17 protein-coding genes are annotated in these 18,122 nt (G+C 37.2%); 13 read left to right on the top strand and 4 right to left on the bottom strand.

Going from position 1 to position 18,122, the window contains the following annotated elements; genetic code table 11:
- The first annotated feature begins 24 nt into the window (after positions 1-24).
- The 4 genes from ACWNMY_RS07010 (at position 25) to ACWNMY_RS06995 (ending at position 3,522) form a co-directional block, all read left to right on the top strand.
- The gene (locus ACWNMY_RS07010; protein WP_449538405.1) at positions 25-726 is read left to right on the top strand and encodes a response regulator transcription factor; all 702 of its coding nucleotides are present in this window, start codon (positions 25-27) and stop codon (positions 724-726) included.
- Positions 723-2,081 carry a sensor histidine kinase gene (locus tag ACWNMY_RS07005; RefSeq protein ID WP_449537523.1) on the top strand — a complete coding sequence of 453 codons (1,359 nt, stop codon included), beginning with the start codon at positions 723-725 and terminating at the stop codon, positions 2,079-2,081. The genes ACWNMY_RS07010 and ACWNMY_RS07005 overlap by 4 nt, the downstream gene beginning before the upstream one ends.
- A 54-nt stretch (positions 2,082-2,135) precedes the next feature.
- Positions 2,136-2,879 (top strand): PepSY domain-containing protein, encoded by a 744-nt coding sequence (locus ACWNMY_RS07000; protein ID WP_449537522.1) that lies wholly within the window; start codon positions 2,136-2,138, stop codon positions 2,877-2,879.
- A 103-nt stretch (positions 2,880-2,982) separates the two neighbouring features.
- A complete protein-coding gene (locus ACWNMY_RS06995; RefSeq protein ID WP_449537521.1) occupies positions 2,983-3,522 on the top strand; it encodes a PepSY domain-containing protein in 540 nt (179 codons plus the stop codon).
- A gap of 65 nt (positions 3,523-3,587) precedes the next feature.
- Here ACWNMY_RS06995 and ACWNMY_RS06990 read toward each other — a convergent pair whose 3' ends face one another.
- Positions 3,588-4,610 (bottom strand): serine hydrolase domain-containing protein, encoded by a 1,023-nt coding sequence (locus ACWNMY_RS06990; RefSeq protein WP_449537520.1) that lies wholly within the window; start codon positions 4,608-4,610, stop codon positions 3,588-3,590.
- Positions 4,611-4,821: 211 nt separating this feature from the next.
- On the opposite strand from ACWNMY_RS06990, the gene ACWNMY_RS06985 reads away from it, so the two are divergent.
- Positions 4,822-5,778 (top strand): calcium/sodium antiporter, encoded by a 957-nt coding sequence (locus tag ACWNMY_RS06985; RefSeq protein ID WP_449537519.1) that lies wholly within the window; start codon positions 4,822-4,824, stop codon positions 5,776-5,778.
- A 158-nt stretch (positions 5,779-5,936) separates the two neighbouring features.
- Positions 5,937-6,353, top strand: coding sequence for a DUF1284 domain-containing protein (locus ACWNMY_RS06980; RefSeq protein ID WP_449537518.1), 417 nt, complete (start codon positions 5,937-5,939; stop codon positions 6,351-6,353).
- Positions 6,354-6,399: 46 nt separating this feature from the next.
- On the opposite strand, the gene ACWNMY_RS06975 is transcribed toward ACWNMY_RS06980, so the two are convergent.
- Complete coding sequence (locus ACWNMY_RS06975) at positions 6,400-7,428, bottom strand: DUF1646 family protein (protein ID WP_449537517.1); 1,029 nt, start codon at positions 7,426-7,428, stop codon at positions 6,400-6,402.
- 225 nt (positions 7,429-7,653) lie between these two features.
- Between ACWNMY_RS06975 and ACWNMY_RS06970 the strand changes: the two genes are divergently transcribed.
- Together ACWNMY_RS06970 and ACWNMY_RS06965 are read left to right on the top strand one after the other, a co-directional pair.
- A complete protein-coding gene (locus ACWNMY_RS06970) occupies positions 7,654-8,115 on the top strand; it encodes a MarR family winged helix-turn-helix transcriptional regulator (RefSeq protein WP_449537516.1) in 462 nt (153 codons plus the stop codon).
- 2 nt (positions 8,116-8,117) lie between these two features.
- Positions 8,118-11,249 carry an MMPL family transporter gene (locus ACWNMY_RS06965; RefSeq protein ID WP_449537515.1) on the top strand — a complete coding sequence of 1,044 codons (3,132 nt, stop codon included), beginning with the start codon at positions 8,118-8,120 and terminating at the stop codon, positions 11,247-11,249.
- Positions 11,250-11,403: 154 nt separating this feature from the next.
- On the opposite strand, the gene ACWNMY_RS06960 is transcribed toward ACWNMY_RS06965, so the two are convergent.
- Positions 11,404-11,742 (bottom strand): thioredoxin family protein, encoded by a 339-nt coding sequence (locus ACWNMY_RS06960; RefSeq protein ID WP_449537514.1) that lies wholly within the window; start codon positions 11,740-11,742, stop codon positions 11,404-11,406.
- Between the two features lie 146 nt (positions 11,743-11,888).
- Here ACWNMY_RS06960 and ACWNMY_RS06955 point away from each other — a divergent pair, with 146 nt between their 5' ends.
- Positions 11,889-12,947 (top strand): peroxiredoxin family protein, encoded by a 1,059-nt coding sequence (locus tag ACWNMY_RS06955; protein WP_449537513.1) that lies wholly within the window; start codon positions 11,889-11,891, stop codon positions 12,945-12,947.
- Between the two features lie 16 nt (positions 12,948-12,963).
- Here ACWNMY_RS06955 and ACWNMY_RS06950 read toward each other — a convergent pair whose 3' ends face one another.
- Positions 12,964-13,551 (bottom strand): DUF1836 domain-containing protein, encoded by a 588-nt coding sequence (locus ACWNMY_RS06950; protein ID WP_449537512.1) that lies wholly within the window; start codon positions 13,549-13,551, stop codon positions 12,964-12,966.
- 168 nt (positions 13,552-13,719) lie between these two features.
- On the opposite strand from ACWNMY_RS06950, the gene ACWNMY_RS06945 reads away from it, so the two are divergent.
- From ACWNMY_RS06945 to ACWNMY_RS06930, 4 genes are all read left to right on the top strand, one after another.
- Positions 13,720-14,418: an SGNH/GDSL hydrolase family protein gene (locus ACWNMY_RS06945; RefSeq protein ID WP_449537511.1), complete on the top strand. Its 699-nt coding sequence runs from the start codon at positions 13,720-13,722 to the stop codon at positions 14,416-14,418.
- Positions 14,419-14,546: 128 nt separating this feature from the next.
- Complete coding sequence (gene def / locus ACWNMY_RS06940; protein ID WP_449537510.1) at positions 14,547-15,128, top strand: peptide deformylase; 582 nt, start codon at positions 14,547-14,549, stop codon at positions 15,126-15,128.
- Between the two features lie 44 nt (positions 15,129-15,172).
- The gene (locus ACWNMY_RS06935) at positions 15,173-16,351 is read left to right on the top strand and encodes a MalY/PatB family protein (protein WP_449537509.1); all 1,179 of its coding nucleotides are present in this window, start codon (positions 15,173-15,175) and stop codon (positions 16,349-16,351) included.
- Between the two features lie 240 nt (positions 16,352-16,591).
- Positions 16,592-18,094, top strand: coding sequence for an extracellular solute-binding protein (locus tag ACWNMY_RS06930; RefSeq protein WP_449537508.1), 1,503 nt, complete (start codon positions 16,592-16,594; stop codon positions 18,092-18,094).
- Positions 18,095-18,122: the final 28 nt, after the last annotated feature.

The raw sequence follows: 18,122 nt of genomic DNA, 5'->3' as shown, positions 1-18,122 counted from the left end.
TAGAAAAGAGGTTTTGTTATGGAGATTCAAAAGCAACGGATATTAATTGTCGAGGATGAAGAAAAGATTGCTAGAGTATTGGAGCTTGAATTGACTTTCGAAGGCTATGAAACAGGGAAGGCCTTTGATGGGAACAAGGGATTACAAATGTTCCTAGAGGAGTCCTGGAATCTTGTCTTACTTGATGTCATGCTTCCAGGGCTCAGCGGGATTGAAGTGCTTCGCCGGATACGAGCCTCACAGGCTAAAACACCTGTTATTCTCCTCACAGCCAAAGACTCAGTAGAGGATAAGGTTTCTGGACTCGATTTAGGTGCGAATGATTATGTGACAAAGCCTTTTCAAATTGAAGAGCTACTTGCACGAATACGTGTTGCATTACGTAGTCAACCACAGGCCACAACGCATTCAACACAGGATGAAGGTTGGCTAACTGTCGGAGAGTTAAAACTTAATGAAGGAACACATGAAGTGCTACGTAACGGTGATAGCATTGAACTAACTCCTCGTGAATTCGATTTGTTAGCTCATCTAATGAAACATCCACGTCAAGTTCTAAACAGAGAGCAATTGTTAACGGCGGTTTGGGGTTATGATTATTTTGGAGACACAAACATTGTAGATGTCTATGTTCGATATTTACGAAATAAAATTGACAAACCGTATAGTGAGCCTCTCCTGCACACTGTACGAGGAGTCGGTTATGTAATAAAGGAAACAAAATGAAGCTTCGAAAAAAAATAAATCTCTATACTGCCGTTGTGTTTATCATTTTGCTCATTCTTATCAATATTGCATCGTATTTTGCCTTTAGTCATATGATGCTTCAAAGTGAATTGGAGCGTACGGAGGCAGAAGCGATACGTGCCTTAAATGGAATTTCTAAGGCTAGTGGTTCAGTACAGGACAAAGCTTTGCTAAGTGCTTACGTACCAGTAAATGGAATGCTTCAAGTAGTAGGTCCAGATGGGACAGTAGAAGGCCAATCTATGGTTCCTGAACAGCAAGGGTTAAAAGATTTTCCAACCACCTATCAAAAAACAGAACAACAAAAGATAGTCGATTTTAATGGAGAACCACATGGATTTGTTTCCTTCCCGGTTATCTGGAAAAATGGGGATGTAGCGGAACTTCAAGTGATTCAAAATCTCGCAACAACTGGAGATAATCTACGAACATTGAGCCTTGTTTTATTTGGGGTTACTCTACTTGCTACCATACCTGTTGTTATCTCGACTAGGCTTTTAAGTAATGTCATTACGTTACCTATTACATCAATGATTCAAACAATGCGCGAGATTCGAAAAAGCGGACAGTACAAGCGTATTGAATTGGCAAAACAAACAAATGACGAATTATCCGAAATGGGACAAACATTCAATGAAATGATGGATTTATTAGAAGTAAACTATGAAAAACAAGAAAACTTTGTTTCAAATGCGTCTCATGAGTTAAAAACTCCTCTAACTGTTATTGAATCGTATGCTAGTCTTTTGAAACGACGTGGACAATCTGACCCCAAGCTGTTTGAAGAAGCAGTAGAAGCGATTCAATCAGAAGCTCTACATATGCGAGAATTAACGCAGCAGCTTCTATTGATGGCAAAACATGAAGAACAGTGGAAGCTGGTGGTCGAAAACATTCCTGTTCAGCCTCTTGTCATGGAATCAGTCCGTTCGTTTCGTGAAGGGTATAAACGAGAAATTAACGTCATTCTAGAGGAAGATTCACTTGTACAAACAGATAAGCAAAAGCTTAAGCAGATTTTTTATATTTTAATGGAAAATGCCCTTAAGTATAGCGAAGCACCTATAATTGTCGTGATTGGTAGGGAAAGAAATAAAGCGAGTGTTAAAATCATTGACCAAGGTATCGGTATTCCAGTTCAGGATGTAAAAAAGGTTTTTGATCGTTTCTACCGAGTGGATAAGGCAAGAGCAAGAAAAACAGGTGGATATGGTCTTGGACTATCACTTGCGAGGGAACTAGCAGATGTAATCGGGGCAACGATAGTCCTTGATAGTGTGGAAGGACAAGGAACAACTGCTACTATTCTGCTTACCAAAGAGGTTTCTCATTAAATTCTCATGAAAAGATAGTATAGTGATTTCAACGAATATAGTGGGGTGAGTAAGATGAGAAATATATCCTTGAAAAAAAGCATAATTGGGTTAGGAGTTATTTTGGTTGCAACGATTATCATTTGGCAAATGACCAAAACCTTAACATCTGCGGAGCCTTTATCAGAACAGGAAGCCCTTGATATTGTCGAGAAAATGTACAGTGGAAAGAATACAGAGGTAAGCCTAGACGGGGATGTCTATAAAATACAGTTTGAAATTGAATCAGGCAAATATGTAATTGATGTAGATCGAGAAACAGGCGATGTCACAAACCTAACAAAGATATCTCAAGAGCCTCGAGAAAAAACGGAAAATGAAATTCGAGATATTTTAGCCAAGGAACAAGTGGGAGAAATCAAGACAATTGAAAAGAAAGTGGAGCAAGATCAAGCTTTCTTTTATGCGACTGTGCAAAAGGATGATGTGCAAGCGACCTATAAGTTACGTGCGTCTACAGGTGATATTGTGGATGTTGTTCAACAAGCGAATCCTATAAAGGAACCTCCAGTGGAAACAGAACAGCCAGCTAAAGAAACTCCACCACCTCCTAAAGAAACAGCAAATCTCATCACTGAGGAGGAGGCAATCCAACTTGCCCTACTTAAAGTGAAAGGGACAGTAGATGATGTTGAACTGGAGCAGGAAGGTGGGCAATCCTATTATTATGTAGAAATTGAAACGGCACAGGAGGAAGATGCCACGGTAAAAGTACATGCGATTTCAGGGGAGGTACTAACGATTAGTTGGGATGATTGAGAGAACTCTCCTCTAATTCTCATCAATTTCTCATTTTGTTTTCTCAGATTCCTCATTTTTGTTGTCTAAGATAAAGGTATAGCAAATAAAGGAGGAATAAAACATGAAGAAAAAAGTCGTAGTACTTGGTATAGTAGGAGCACTTGTATTAGGTGGAGCAGTTGGGGTTGGAGCTTTTACAAAAGAAGCTGATATCTCATCTGATAAAGCAAAAGAAATCGCTGCTAGGGAAGTTAAGAATAAGCAGATAGAAGATATTGACCTTGAGCGTAAAAATGGAGAACTCTTCTATGAAATCGAATTTGAAGGTGCACATGATGATGATGCAGATGTAGTAGTTAACGCAACAACCGGTGAAGTGGTAAGAGTTGACGATGATGATGATGATGATGACAACTATCAAGCTACATCTCAGGCTAAAGGAACTACTGTAATAATTTCAAAAGAAGAAGCCATAGCGATTGCTACCAAAGATACTCCAGGAACCATTGAGGAGATTGAGTTAGATGATGACGGCTATTACGAGATTGAACTGAAATACAACGGTACGGAAGTTGACTTGAAAGTCTCTTCAAATGACGGTACCATTTTAGAAAAAGAAATAGATGACAATGATGACGATTTTGACGAAGATGCTATCTAAAATCAAGCAAAATAAAAAAGATGCTTCTAGGAATTAAATCCTGGAAGCATCTTTTCTATAACTTCTTATAAGCTTTCTTCAATAAGATCTGTAATATCATGTGGTCCATAGGATTGGTTCGAAGGAATAACCAAGGTTATATCAGATGCTGGATAGTATGAAGAAGCAAAGCTGACACCGGGATCATATCCCATCACATGATACTTGAAGATTTCCGTCTCCTTCTTGGTGATCCAAACTCCATAACCATAATACTCATCATCCTCGACATGAGCGTAAGGGGTTAAAAGTAGATCTGTATACTCTTTACTTAGTAGTTTATGATTCAGTAGCGCATCCCAAAATTTCAACATATCAGGTGCAGTTACAAAAGCGCCCCCATCAGACCCACCTTTAATTGGGATTGAATACAGATTTGTTCTCCATGTTCCATTTTCATGATCTATATATCCAAGAGCTGTATTTTTAGGGAGATTGTTAAGAGAAAAATAACCTGAATCTTCCATTCCGCATGGTTCAAAAATATTTTCTTCTACATAATCTGTAAAAGTCTGTCCCGTTCTTTCTTCAACTAGTAATCCTAATAGAATATAACCTGCGTTATTATAATGAAATTTCTCTCCAGGAACAAACATCATCTTACTTTCTTGAAACAGCGGGAGGAAATCCTTCAAACTCTGAATCAAATACATCGGGTTTTCCTTCCATAACTCTTCGAAATCATCCATAACGGCTTCATCAAAATAATCAGGGACACCAGAAGTATGTGTCAACAAATGATGTACGGTAATCGTTTCATCGAAATGTGGAAAGTTAATATTCAAACAATCTGTCAGTCTATCAGTTAGTGACAATTGACCTTTTTCAATCAGTTGACAAATGGCAATGGCAGTAAAAAGCTTACATCCAGAAGCAATGCCAAACCTAGTATTACTTTTGTTATCTATTTCTTCGGATCTGTTTGAAAAGCCATAAGCTGATTGAACTGTGATATCATCGTTTTGTCTTGCAAGGACAACTCCAGAGAAATCATTTCGTTTACAAAAATCATCTAATCTATCATTTCGTTTCATTTTTTTTATATGCATGGTATAACTCCTTAACATGGATTCCAATGACATATGCAACGACCAACAACCTGAATTCAGGGACTCAGATTTAGAATAACATAATTCCGGAATATTTGGCTGATATTTCCATGATTATTAATTTTAACGTTTTGGAAAAGTGGCTATTGCATATAATTGTACAGTACAAGTAAATCACGAGGTCTATACAGAGGAGTATGGAGGAGAATACATGACATATTTATTTTTAGTAATCGGGTTCGCGTTATTGATAAAAGGAGCGGACTATTTTGTGGAAGGATCTTCGAAGATTGCAGGACTTCTTAATGTACCTCCTATCTTAGTAGGTCTTACCATTGTTGCTTTCGGAACAAGTTCACCCGAGGCAACAGTAAGTATCATAGCAGCATTAGAAGGAAATGCGGATGTTGCGGTCGGTAATGTGGTTGGGAGCAATATTTTTAATATAACGTTTGTCGTTGGAATCACCGCGATGCTATATCCATTGAAAGTGGAAAATGCTACCCTTCGAAAGGAAATACCATTTACATTTTTGGGGAGTATAGCTTTATTTGTTGTGATCAGTGATTTGGCCTTGCAAAATGCAAGTATTAATACCATTTCACGTACAGAAGGTATTATCCTCTTACTATTCTTTAGTGTGTTTATGTACTACATTTTAGAGGCAGCTCGGAACAATCGGAATAATGACAGTGTCATAGAAACAGCAATTGTTGAGAAAAAATGGGGGAAGAACATCCTTCTCACAGTTGGTGGATTAGCCGCAATTATCTTCGGCGGCCATTTAGTTGTAGAGAATAGTATCAAGATTGCGTATTCATTTGGTATGAGTGAAACACTTGTCGGCCTTACCATTGTTGCAGTTGGAACATCCCTGCCTGAACTTGTGACATCTGTTACAGCGGCCATAAAAAAACAAAGTGAAATTGCCTTAGGAAACATTGTGGGAAGCAATATTTTTAACATATTCTTTGTACTAGGAGCCTCTTCTGTTATTTCACCATTGCCAGTCGATAACAAGATTTTTATAGATATTATTGTAATGATTGTCTTAACTATCATCTTATTTATTTTTACAAGGTCTGACTACAGAATTGCGAAAACGGAAGGAAGTGTCCTTGCTATCGCATATGTTGCATACATGGTATTTATTATAATAAGAGGATAGACGTGAGAGAGCACCGAGAATTTCGGTGTTTTTGTTGTATACAGAATATTCCAAGCTGCTAGTTTCATATGTTATGATGTTAGTATATGTTAACTCGTTTGTTATTCTTGTTAACAAATTTACAGAATACAAGTAGGCGGATGGGGGATGAGTTTTTAATGTACAAGTTGCGAGGACATCATCTTTTTTGTTTATTAGGTTATAGGGGAATGGGCTATTCCAAAGAATATGTAGAAAATATGACGATTGTACATCAAACGTTAAGAGAGAACCCAAAGACGTTCATACAGATTGAAAATGGCCCAGATCATTTATGTGAAAAATACCCAAATTCAGGTGAATACCATTGCCAAGACAACTCAATATACGAACGGGATGCCACTATTTTAGAGAAAATGGGACTGAGAATCGGACAAGTTCTACATTGGGAGGAAATTGAAATGAGAATTCAACAAAAGGTACTTCCCTCTGATATTCAAGTTGTCTGTGATTCCTGTTCCTGGCGTTCATATGGAGTTTGCGAAGAAGGGGTACAGGAGATTTTAGATGGCAAAGGTTTAAGGAAGGTTACGTAAGAGGTAAAAAAGCCTATCGAGTTCTTCTCGATAGGCATTGTCATGATTATGTCACATCACCAAAGAAATAGATAAGTAAGAAGTATCCTAACATCACACATAATCCAAGCGGTACTCCGAACTTGGCCCATTCCTTACTAGTGATCTTTAATTTCCCTGCAGCAATAATATTCGGGATATTACCTGGTATAAGCATTCCACCACTAATCATCAACCCTAGTAAAATAGATTGAATGGTAAAGTGATCCATTGCGGGACTTATTTCAGCTGCAGCTAATGTAGCATTATCCAGAACCGCTGAGATCATATTTAACCAATACAATAGCATTGGATCTAACCCGATAAAATAGCGATTAATAATCGGTTCAAAGCCGGCACCTAATAAGGTTAACCCCATCACGAAAAAGTAAATTTTTAGTGCTCGTACGAAAATATCCTCATAAGATTCCTTATTCGAATCCTTACCAATTCCAACTTTTATTGATTTTGGTGGATCAACAACAAGAGCTGCAAGAAATCCAAAAATAAGAAATGAAATAAATATTTCTGTGCCAATTAAACGAAATAAGAAGAAAAACTCCTCATTTAGTTTACTTATCGCAATGGTAGATAACGGTTCACCGATTGGAGTCAAAGCTGCACCCAATCCTATTGAGAAACATGCGATAATAACTAAGCGAACGGCAGAAGCACGGTCAAGTCGTAATGAACTTGCAATTAATACCAGAACGAGTGCAGCAATAATGGCAGTAATCACACTAGAAATCAATCCTAAAAAGATGACCACGAATGCAATAAATAAACGAAAAGGAATCCTTCGACTCATTCCAACAATCAATCTTTGTAATGGTGTTTGAAACCATTTGAATAATAGGCCAGCTATGAAAACGGCTAGTGTAATCTTAATTGGATCCATCGCCGCTCGTAAAAATAATTCACTACTGAAAATTCCGCCAACAACTGCTGCAAGTACCCCCATGAAAAATAGAAAAATCTCTAAATTTTTCTCCACAAGCTTGACCGAGAATGGCAAAAACAATACGAGAACAAGTAATACTAATAAACCAATTATCATTCGCAAAACCCCAATTTAAATTATAGTTTTTCAAGAAGCAAGTATTAATTCATATGCGCTAATTCGGACAAACTTGCCTATTGATTTTAACAAGCAATAAAATTTTCAAGGCGCAAACAAAATAATTGACATTCAACCCTACCCGGAATATAGTTATCTATGCTAATAGTTAAATTGTTGAACAGTTAAGTGCGTGAATCTTATTTAAGTGAGGTGAATGATGGAATGAATAAACCCAACATAAAGGAATTGGTCGATCTTTATCTCGAAGTATCTTTTTCAGTGAATACCATTGCGGAATCATTAGTAAAAGCAGAAATCGGAAGCGATCTTACAAATGATCAGCACTATACTCTTCGCTATATTAATAAAGTCGGATCATGTACATCCACACAGCTTGCTGAGGTATTTGAAGTGAAAAAGAGTGCCATTACAGCAATTATTAATCGTCTTTGGGAAAAAGGACTCATTCAGAGAACGCGGGATGAAAACGATCGTAGACTTGTTTACTTAACACTGTCTGATAAGGGTAATGAACTTTTCGCAAAGACAGAGGAGAGAGTTCATACATTAGTTGAATCAATTATTGGTCAGTTTTCAGAGGAGGAAATTGTTCAATTCCTGAAAACCTATGGAAAATTAAATGAAATCCTACTACAGGTAAAAAGCAATAAGGTGGAGGAATAAGCATGAATTTTATTATTAAACGAAAATGGTTTGTTCTTATTGCATGGATAGTCGTTGTGGCTAGTTTGTTTTTAGCTGCTCCGAATATGGCTGATCTTGTTCGTGAAAAAGGGCAAATAACAGTTCCAGATGAATACTCTTCTACTATTGCAGGTCAAATCCTAGAGGATGCGACGTCCAAAGGGGGTGGAGGAGACGATACACAGGTTGCACTTGTGTTTCATAATGAAAAGAAATTAACAGAAGACGAAATCAAGGAAGCGGAAAGAGCAATCCGTCTACTTGAGAACAAACAAGATGAGCTTGGAATCACAGAAATTCTCACTCATTTTAATGAGGAAACACTAGAAGAACAGCTAGTGTCAGAGGATGGTAAATCGATTCTTACTTCAGTGACTTTAAACTGGAATGATCGTGAACCGAAAGAGGTAAGTGAAGCATTATACAATACAATTGAAGAAGTCAAAGTAGATCACTACTATACAAGTGAGTGGCTTATTAGTGAGGATCTAGTTACTAGTTCACAAGAAGGCTTGAAGAAGACAGAAGGAATAACCGTAGTCTTTATTCTTGTCGTTTTATTACTTGTTTTCAGATCTGTCGTAGCACCAATTATCCCGTTAGTAACAGTTGGATTTTCGTATCTTGCCTCACAATCTATTGTTTCAATGTTAGTTGATAAGTTTGATTTCCCAATTTCAACCTATACGCAGATTTTCTTGGTGGCTATCCTATTTGGAATAGGAACAGACTATTGTATCCTGCTTTTAAGTCGTTATAAAGAAGAGCTTGCACATCATGAAAGCATAGCAGATGCAATACTTGCAACTTATAAAAATGCTGGCCGCACAGTCTTTTTCAGCGGTATCGCAGTAATGGTAGGATTCGCTGCAATTGGATTTTCACAATTTATTTTATATCAATCTGCAGTAGCCGTAGCTGTTGGGGTTGCCCTTCTTCTTGTAGCGTTGTTCACAATTGTTCCTTTCTTTATGGCTGTGTTAGGGAAAAAACTATTCTGGCCTTCTAAAAAGAATTTAGAACACGGTGATAGTAAAATTTGGGCAGTAGCAGGAAGATTCTCATTGGGTCGTCCACTGCTATCATTAGCAGTTGTTGCTGCAATTACTGTACCATTTTTAGTTACGTATGATGGGGAATTATCCTATGATTCTCTAGAAGAATTAAGTGGTGATGTGAACTCGATAAAAGCTTTTAATGCGATTGCTGGAAGCTTTGGACCAGGTGAATCCATGCCAACTCAAATCGTGTTAAAAAATGATGAGGAAATGGATTCTGCTGAATATATTGAATTAGCGGAGAAAATTAGTCGCGAAGTAGAAAAGGTTGACCTTGTTGATACGGTTCGTTCAGTAACAAGACCAACAGGTGAACCAATCGAAGATTTCTTTGTGGCAAAGCAAGCGAAAACGCTTGAAGAAGGACTCGGTGAAGGAAAAGACGGTTTAACACAAATCAAGGAAGGGCTAGAAGAAGCGGGTAGTGAATTAGCAAAATCGGAACCCGAGCTTGAGAGTGCAACAGATGGAATCGGTGAATTAATTACTGGTACCAATCAAGTGAAATCAGGTCTTACCGAAATTCACACAAATCTTTCAAAAATTGAATCAGGACTTCGTGATGGTACAGCCGGTATTGATACTATGATTGCTGAAGTAGACAAAGCAAAAGCAGGAGCAGAAGAACTATTAAACTATTATAATAGTGAACTCCTAGTTGGATATAAGGAAGCACAAGGCGGGATTGCACTAATTCATGAACAATATGCAGGAATTGCTTCCCAACTTGATGAACTGAACAATCAGTTACAACTATTTACGGAAGCTGGTTTCCAAGACCTAGAAAGTAGACATGAAGGCATCTTACAAGAACCAGTTTATAGTGGAATGAAGGAAACTATCACAAAATTACAAGTTGGAATTCCTGCCATGTCCGGTGGTATTAAGACGTTAAACGGTAAACTTTCAGAAGTGAATACCGGTATGGTTCAAGCAAATGCAGGATTTGAACAATTACTTGCAGAACAAGCAGCGCTACCAGCTGGACTCGGTCAGTTAATTGCTGGTCTTGAAGAGTTAAAAAGTGGACTTGTCCAAGCAGCAAATGGCCAAGGACAAATCGTAAAAGGTATGCCACAAATTACAAATGGCTTAACCGGAATTAATGATGGTCAACAACAGTTGCTTGATGGTTTCGGAAGTCTTGGTGGTCAAATCACTCAACTAACAGATGGATTGACGCAAAGTGCAGATGGACTTGAACAGGTTTCTGATGGGTTAGGATCGGCTCAAGAATACCTCTTAAGCCTTTCTAGCTCTGAAGAATTAGATGCATTTTATTTGCCAGAAGAAGTATTGGAAAGCGATGATTTTTCACAGGTACTTGACGTTTACATGACAAGTGACCGCAAAGTAATGACCTTTGATGTTATTTTTGAAGCAAGTCCATATTCAAATGAGGCAATGGCTCAAATTGATGTCATCAATGATGCTGTTTCAAGAGCAACAAAGGATACGAAGCTTGAAAATGCAGATGTGGCAATAGGTGGTATAACAAGTACCAATACGGATTTAAGCACGATGTCTGAACAAGATTATTCACGTACAATTGTCTTAATGTTAATTGGTATTTCATTGATTCTAATATTCTTGTTCCGTTCAATCATCATGCCAGCCTATATTATTGGCTCATTGATTTTAACCTTCTATACCTCAATGGCTATTAATGAAGTAATCTTTGTTAATCTCCTAGGTTATACCGGAATAAGCTGGGCAGTGCCATTCTTTGGATTTGTAATCCTTGTTGCACTCGGTGTAGATTACAGTATCTTTTTAATGGACCGCTTTAACGAATACCGTGATATACCGGTAGCAGAAGCAATGCTTCTTTCTATGAAAAAAATGGGGACTGTAATTATTTCAGCAGCCATTATTCTAGGTGGAACATTTGCAGCAATGATGCCTTCTGGAATGCTATCCTTACTCCAGATTGCATCCATAACGCTCGTCGGCCTTATGCTGTACGCGTTTATCATCCTACCACTATTCATTCCAGTCATGGTTAAGAATTTTGGTATTGCAAACTGGTGGCCGTTCAGGCGACCAGGTAACTAATAAGAATGAGGCTCCTGTTGTGGGAGCCTCATTTCTTTTTATCATCTTTATTTACTTACTGTCGTTATTATACAAATACTGTTTATAACTACGAAATATTGTTGTTAATCATGTAATATTGTTTTTCACTTCAGCATAACGACATGACTCCAAGCTACAAGCCTAGGTAATTCTGATAGACTTTTGAGATTTTTTCCGTAAACTGCTCCATGGGTACGAAGCGTGCCTCCCGTATATACTCTTTGCCTTCCACAAATAGTATGAGTACTGGTACTGTAAAAATAGAAAGATACCCTGCAATCTCCTCTACATCATCCGCATTGACATACCCCAATTCGATTTTAGGAAAATCAACCATTACCTCTTTTACTTGGGGCAACAACGCATGACAAACAGTGCAATTGGTTCTTGATATGTACAGAAAGGAAAGAGAATGCGTCGCTACAAAATCTTTTACTTCATCTACTGTTGTAATTTCTTCAAAATCTCTCATATTGTCCTCCATACTATGTATTAATACATGAATCCATTATTAATGTATATAGTTTTATCTTTTCCTATCAAACAGTCAATACTCTGCTGTTTTATACCCTGTGTGGTATGATGTGTATAATATAGTAAATACTATCGGAGGTCTATATGCATTTCATTCAAATTGGCTCTTTAGCAATAATGACAAAGTGGATCATACTTGGACTTGCTGTAATAGGTGGACTGCTCAGCGTTCGATTATGGCTAACGAAAACGCAAGCAAAGGAAATAACCAAAAATATATTTGACCTTTTAGTGAACAGTGTGTTTTTAGGATTTCTTACATGGAAGGGAAGCGTGTTGTTACTCGAACCAAAGCTTGTGTTAGAAAGCCCGATGTCACTCCTTTATTTTACAGGTGGGGAAAAAGGGTTATTTATCGCAATCGTAATGATCTTTCTCTACTTGTTGTATCACGGAAGAAAGGGTCAGGTTTTACAGAACGTTCTGATCCGCTCAGTAATGATCGTTGGATTTACTGCCTTCATGATTTATGATTTACTAGCTTTATTTTTGCTTAAGGAACAACTTATTCTTCATTTTATAAAAATGTTGTGTGCATTCTTTCTTTTATTGCTAACACTATATGTGAATGGAAAACAAAAAAAGGAAGTGTTCCCAGTGTTGAAAAAGGCTGCCATCATCGTAGGGTTAACAGGATTAGTAGTGTGGACAGTGAATAGCGCAATCGCATCTGAAGTAGAGGAACCGATATCAGAGGAAGTTGGTCTCAAAGTAGGAATTGCAGAGGGCCAGTTGGCTCCAGATTTTAGTTTAAAAACCTTAGATGGGGAAGAAATCACACTTTCGTCACTTAGAGGAAAGAGAGTCATTTTAAACTTTTGGGCTTCATGGTGCCCACCATGTAAAGCTGAAATGCCTCACATGCAGGAATTTTATGAAGAAAACATTAACAAGGATGTCGAATTACTCTCCGTTAACTTGACTACAGCTGAGAAAAAGAGCTCAGATGTTGCGCGATTTGTAGATGAGTATAAGTTAACATTTCCTATTCTTTTAGACCAACAAGGAGAAATAGGACAAACATATCAAGCCTTCACCATTCCAACCAGCTACTTGATCGATTCTAAAGGAATCGTTCGAAAGAAGATAGTTGGACCAATGGACAAGGAATTGATGTATGAGTTGATTGATAGTGTGAAGTAAAAAAGAAAAGTGAAACTCACTTTTCTTTTTTTTCTTCCTGCATATTCACGAGCTCGTCCACTAAGTTCTCCGCAGCCCTACGATAAAATTGACTTGCCGTAATAAACGAAAGGATTAGGAGCACCTTTTCTATCCCGTTAGCATCCTCAACGCCATCTAATTCTTCAGAAACATCTCGAACTTTTGTATCAATAACTTCTTTGAATTCAGTTGCGTTTTTCGTATAAATGTTGAGATAGCTTTGATAGAATTCCTCTAAATTAAACGCTTCGTCACTAAGAATCCTCTTATTAACTCCATCAAGTGTCACCTTAATATCATTGATCGATAACCCGCTTTTAAGCTGATAAATCAAACTTAATAATATGAGGTGTTCTTTCGAATACCGTTTGTTCTTTATCGGAACCAATAATTTTCCTTTTGCATAATTATTAATCATTGTTTTTGTGAGGACTTTTTCTTCTTCATTTCTCTTGGAAGAACTAAAAGTATTTTCAAAAAGCTGGATGACTTGATCCATATATAAATCGATTTGTGGTATATCTTTTAAAAAAATATTCTTATCAAATTCTAAGTTTTTAAGTGCCTTTAATTCGTTATCCATCTTTAACAACCTCATTATCCCAGTAGTTTTCTGGTATCTAGTTTACCTTAACTTGTACCCGGAAGTAAACCTTGACTACGTAACGTAATGGGTATATGATTATATGTAGTAACGAAAACTACATGAACTGGTATTGTAAATAACTCATAGGATAAGTGGTGATGTTAAATGAAGATTGTATGTTTTGGAGATAGTTTAACAAGAGGAGTTTCATTTGTTAAAGGACGAATGAGAATACTGAAAGAGAACTATCCAGCATTTTTACAACAATTCGCGTCTGATTCAAATCTTACAGTGATAAACAAAGGTGTTTTTAATGATAACTCTGATTTATTGTTATCACGGGTAGAGAAGGATGTCATTGCAGAGCAACCTGATTACGTGATTATTAATATAGGTGGGAATGATTGTAATTTTAAATGGGATGAGGTCGCGGTGAACCCTGAGGAAGAACATCAACCGATTGTTCCATTAGAACGATATGTGGAAAACCTCAAACAACTTGTAGGTAAAATTAGAGAATCAAACAGTACGCCAATTCTTATGACATTGCCACCATTAGATCCTGTTCGCTATTATCGATTACTTTCGCAAAAATATGGGAGTTCCATCTCTCACTTGATTGGCCTTCAAGGAGGCATTGAACACTGGCATGGACTATATAATCGAAGCCTCACTATGCTAGCAGAACAATTAGATGTAGTAAAAATAGATATTAGATCGGCTATGAATCAATCAGGTGATCTACTACATTTCATTAGTGACGATGGGATTCATTTAACAGGAGAAGGCTACAAAACAATAAGTACTGAAATCTTTTCTTCATTACTGGTAAAAAGGGAACAAGACTTGCTATGCCTCAGATAACTGGAGGCATTTTTTTCTTTTACCTAGAATACATCAATTGAAATGAGAGAAACAGTATATCTATGGACATTACTAACATGGAAAGATAAGATTAATAAAAAGAAAATATGAAAAGGTAGATGAAATACATGCATTATTTTAAATCAGATTACATCATTACAATGAAGGATATTGTTCGTGAGGGACATCCAATCTTAGCTAAAAAAACACAAGAAGTTTCAGTTCCCCTTTTAGAAGAAGACAAGGAATCCCTCATAAGTATGATGAACTATTTAAAAAATAGCCAGGATCCAGATGTAGCAAAAAAGTATGGCCTGAGGCCAGGAGTTGGTTTATCTGCCAACCAGGTTGGACTTGATAAACGAATGTTTGTCACCTATTTTACTGACTTTGATGACAAATTACATGAATACTATCTCGTGAATCCAAAAATCGTAAGCCATTCTGTCTCCATGACATATTTACCTGAAGGAGAAGGATGTCTTTCAGTGGACCGTCCTGTTGAGGGCTATGTTCCAAGATATGAAAAAATAAAGATAAAAGCTGTTGACATAAATGGTAAAGAGGTTGTGTTGCGATTTAAGGGCTATGCATCTATCGTCATGCAACATGAAATAGACCATCTAAATGGCATTATGTTTTACGACCATATAAACAAAGAGAATCCATTTAAACTCCCGGAAAATGTAGACATAGAAAGTCTTTACTAGGAGTACGAAAATCCACCAATACATACGCAAAGTGAGGGATTATCTTGAAGTATAATTTTGATGAATCCATAAATCGATACCAAACAAATTCTGTAAAATGGGATGAAGTAGAAAATCTATTTGGGGATAAAGATATGCTACCAATGTGGGTGGCAGACATGGACTTTAAGTCGCCTCAACCCGTCATGGATGCTTTACAAAAACGAGTGGAGCATGGGATATACGGATATACAACAAGACCAACATCCTATTACGAAGCAACAATTGGTTGGATGAAACGACGTCATAATTGGACCATTGAAAAGGATTGGATTTGTTTTTGTCCTGGTGTTGTACCGGCTCTTAATGTGATTGTTCAATCCTTTACCAACCCAGGAGATAAAATTATCATACAGCCACCTGTTTATTATCCTTTTACTAGTGTCATTGAAAAAAACGGTAGGGACATTGTGAGTAATCCGTTAACATTTGAAAACGGTCGGTATGAAATGGACTTTGACGACCTTGTCAAAAAGCTTGATTCAAGTGTAAAAATGATCATTATCTCAAGTCCGCATAATCCTGTTGGACGAGTGTGGACCAAGGAAGAATTGACGAAACTAGGTACGATTTGTTTGGAACACGATATCCTAATTGTGTCAGATGAAATTCATTTTGACCTTGTATTTGACGGTAAGGTACATATCCCATTTGCGTCCATTTCTGAGGAATTCGCTCAACAATCGATAACATGTACGGCACCAAGCAAAACATTCAACCTTGCTGGTCTGCAAACATCAAATATCATCATTCCGAATAAAGAGTATCGCGAAAGTTTTACGAAAGCTCTTGAGGATCGTGCCTTAGGTCTATCAAACACCTTTGGAGTAACAGCGCTAATTAGTGCATACGAGGAAGGGGATGAATGGCTTGATCAACTTCTCGTGTACCTTAAAGGAAACCTTGAATATCTCAAAGAGTATATCCAATCGAATCATCCAGAAGTAAAGGTGATCGAACCGGAAGCAACCTACTTAGCTTGGGTGGATTGTAGGGCACTTGGACTGGATCACAAAGAACTCGAGCATCTACTTCAAAAACAAGGTAAAGTAGCTTTTGATGAAGGTTATATATTTGGAAAAGAAGGAGAAGGCTTCACACGAATAAATATTGCTTGTCCTCGTTCCATTTTAGAGGAGGGGCTAAAACGATTTAGCCAGGCGATTAACTCCTCAAATAAATAAACGTGATTGAAAAGTACCCTATGACGCAAAGTCAAAAATGAGGGTACTTTTTTGTTTGAATAATAGTAGAACCTCAAGACTTTAAGCCATTCTTAATATAATCATTTCAACAGGTAGTATATGAGAAAAAGGCTTATTTTACCATATATGAAATTTAATATAATAAAATGATTATTAGTAAAATTCCAATTATTTTATATAGTTAAATATGTTTCACAAAAACGAAAAGGGGTGGAGAAAGTGAAGAGGGGAGTAACAAAGTTCAAAACCAGTATTTCCATTTTGGCAGTAGCGGGGTTGGTCATATCAGGTTGTTCTAGTAAAGATACTTCTAGTAATAAAGAAGATATCTCTGACATTACAATCATGGCTAACTTACATACGCCAGAAGTACCTACTGACAAAATTGAAAAACTATTAGAAAAGAACACAGGCTTTGATCTAACATTTCAATGGACACCAGATTCGAATTACGAAGAAAAATTAAACACAGCATTTGCAACAGAGACACTTGCAGAAGCAACATTTTTAAAAAATCAAGCTTCCTTAGTAAAGTTTAGACAAGCTATCCGTGACGGACAGTTTTGGGAAATTGGCCCTTATTTAAAGGATTACGAAAACTTAAGCAAACTATATGAACAAACACTACAAAATACGGCAGTTGATGGAAAGGTTTACTCGCTTTACCAAGGGCGACCTGCTGCACGTTCCGGATTAATTTATCGTAAAGATTGGGCAGAAAAATTAGGACTTTCAACACCTGAAACAATTGAAGATGTATATGAAATGGCTCGTGCATTTACAGAAGATGACCCTGATGGAAATGGTAAGGATGATACAATGGGTCTTTCAGATTTCAATGATCTATATTGGGGTGCTTTTAAGATTATATCCTCTTGGCATGGTACACCAAATAACTGGGGTATGAAAGATGGAGAACTTCTGCCTGAGTTCATGTTTGATGAGTACATTGAATCAATGAATTATATGAAGAACTTACGAGATAACAATTATATGAACAACGACTTTCCTGTTACTAGTAAAGAAGATCATCGTGCATTGGTGAAAAATGGTACAGCGGGTATGGTTATTGGACCAATGGGCGATATCACTAGTATTCATCGCGATACAGTTGAGCTTAACCCAGATGCCACATTTGATGTGCAGAATGTTATAACAGGACCAGATGGTGATTACGGAATTTGGGCATTACCAGGGTATGGGAATGTCGTATTATTCCCTAAGTCTGCTGTGGAGACGGAAGAAGAATTAAAAGAGATTCTTAGTTTCTTTGATTACTTAATGAGTCCAGAAGGTGCAAATCTACTTTTCTGGGGCATTGAAGGGGAACACTATGAAATTCAAGATGGTAAGGCATTAGGTATTGAAAGTGATCTCTCTACTCGAGATGTGAAACCGTTCCAATCGATTGAAATTGGAGAACCTACAACAAATGGAAAATATGAAAGCATTTATAATTTAGATGTAAAAGCAAAGGCAGAGGAACTGACAGTTGATAATGATAAGTATTTGATAATGGATCCAACTGCAGCACTCGATTCAGTCACTTATGCAGAAAAGGGAGAAATGCTAGCTCAAAAGATAGCAGATGCAACCTATCAGTATATCCTAGGTGATTTGGACTTAGATGGCTTTAAAGCAGCAATTGAGGATTGGAGAAGCTCAGGTGGTGACGATATAATTAAGGAATATAATGAGGCTTATCAAAAAATCAAAAAGTAATTTCCTACTAGTCTAACAAGAAGGAGGG

It is taken from the genome of Ferdinandcohnia sp. Marseille-Q9671 (assembly GCF_976954385.1).
Note: the sequence above shows the minus strand (reverse complement) of the source record. Positions and strands in the feature narration are given on the sequence as shown.

Excerpts from the sequence above, each read along its gene's own strand:
- ACWNMY_RS06985 (WP_449537519.1), top strand. The coding sequence starts at position 4,822 with ATGACATATTTATTTTTAGTAATCGGGTTCGCGTTATTGATAAAAGGA.
- ACWNMY_RS07000 (WP_449537522.1), top strand. The coding sequence starts at position 2,136 with ATGAGAAATATATCCTTGAAAAAAAGCATAATTGGGTTAGGAGTTATT.
- ACWNMY_RS06980 (WP_449537518.1), top strand. The coding sequence starts at position 5,937 with ATGTACAAGTTGCGAGGACATCATCTTTTTTGTTTATTAGGTTATAGG.
- ACWNMY_RS06965 (WP_449537515.1), top strand. The coding sequence starts at position 8,118 with ATGAATTTTATTATTAAACGAAAATGGTTTGTTCTTATTGCATGGATA.
- ACWNMY_RS06975 (WP_449537517.1), bottom strand. The coding sequence starts at position 7,428 with ATGATAATTGGTTTATTAGTATTACTTGTTCTCGTATTGTTTTTGCCA.
- ACWNMY_RS07005 (WP_449537523.1), top strand. The coding sequence starts at position 723 with ATGAAGCTTCGAAAAAAAATAAATCTCTATACTGCCGTTGTGTTTATC.
- def (WP_449537510.1), top strand. The coding sequence starts at position 14,547 with ATGCATTATTTTAAATCAGATTACATCATTACAATGAAGGATATTGTT.
- ACWNMY_RS06960 (WP_449537514.1), bottom strand. The coding sequence starts at position 11,742 with ATGAGAGATTTTGAAGAAATTACAACAGTAGATGAAGTAAAAGATTTT.
- ACWNMY_RS06950 (WP_449537512.1), bottom strand. The coding sequence starts at position 13,551 with ATGGATAACGAATTAAAGGCACTTAAAAACTTAGAATTTGATAAGAAT.
- ACWNMY_RS06990 (WP_449537520.1), bottom strand. The coding sequence starts at position 4,610 with ATGCATATAAAAAAAATGAAACGAAATGATAGATTAGATGATTTTTGT.
- ACWNMY_RS06995 (WP_449537521.1), top strand. The coding sequence starts at position 2,983 with ATGAAGAAAAAAGTCGTAGTACTTGGTATAGTAGGAGCACTTGTATTA.
- ACWNMY_RS06955 (WP_449537513.1), top strand. The coding sequence starts at position 11,889 with ATGCATTTCATTCAAATTGGCTCTTTAGCAATAATGACAAAGTGGATC.
- ACWNMY_RS06945 (WP_449537511.1), top strand. The coding sequence starts at position 13,720 with ATGAAGATTGTATGTTTTGGAGATAGTTTAACAAGAGGAGTTTCATTT.
- ACWNMY_RS06970 (WP_449537516.1), top strand. The coding sequence starts at position 7,654 with ATGAATAAACCCAACATAAAGGAATTGGTCGATCTTTATCTCGAAGTA.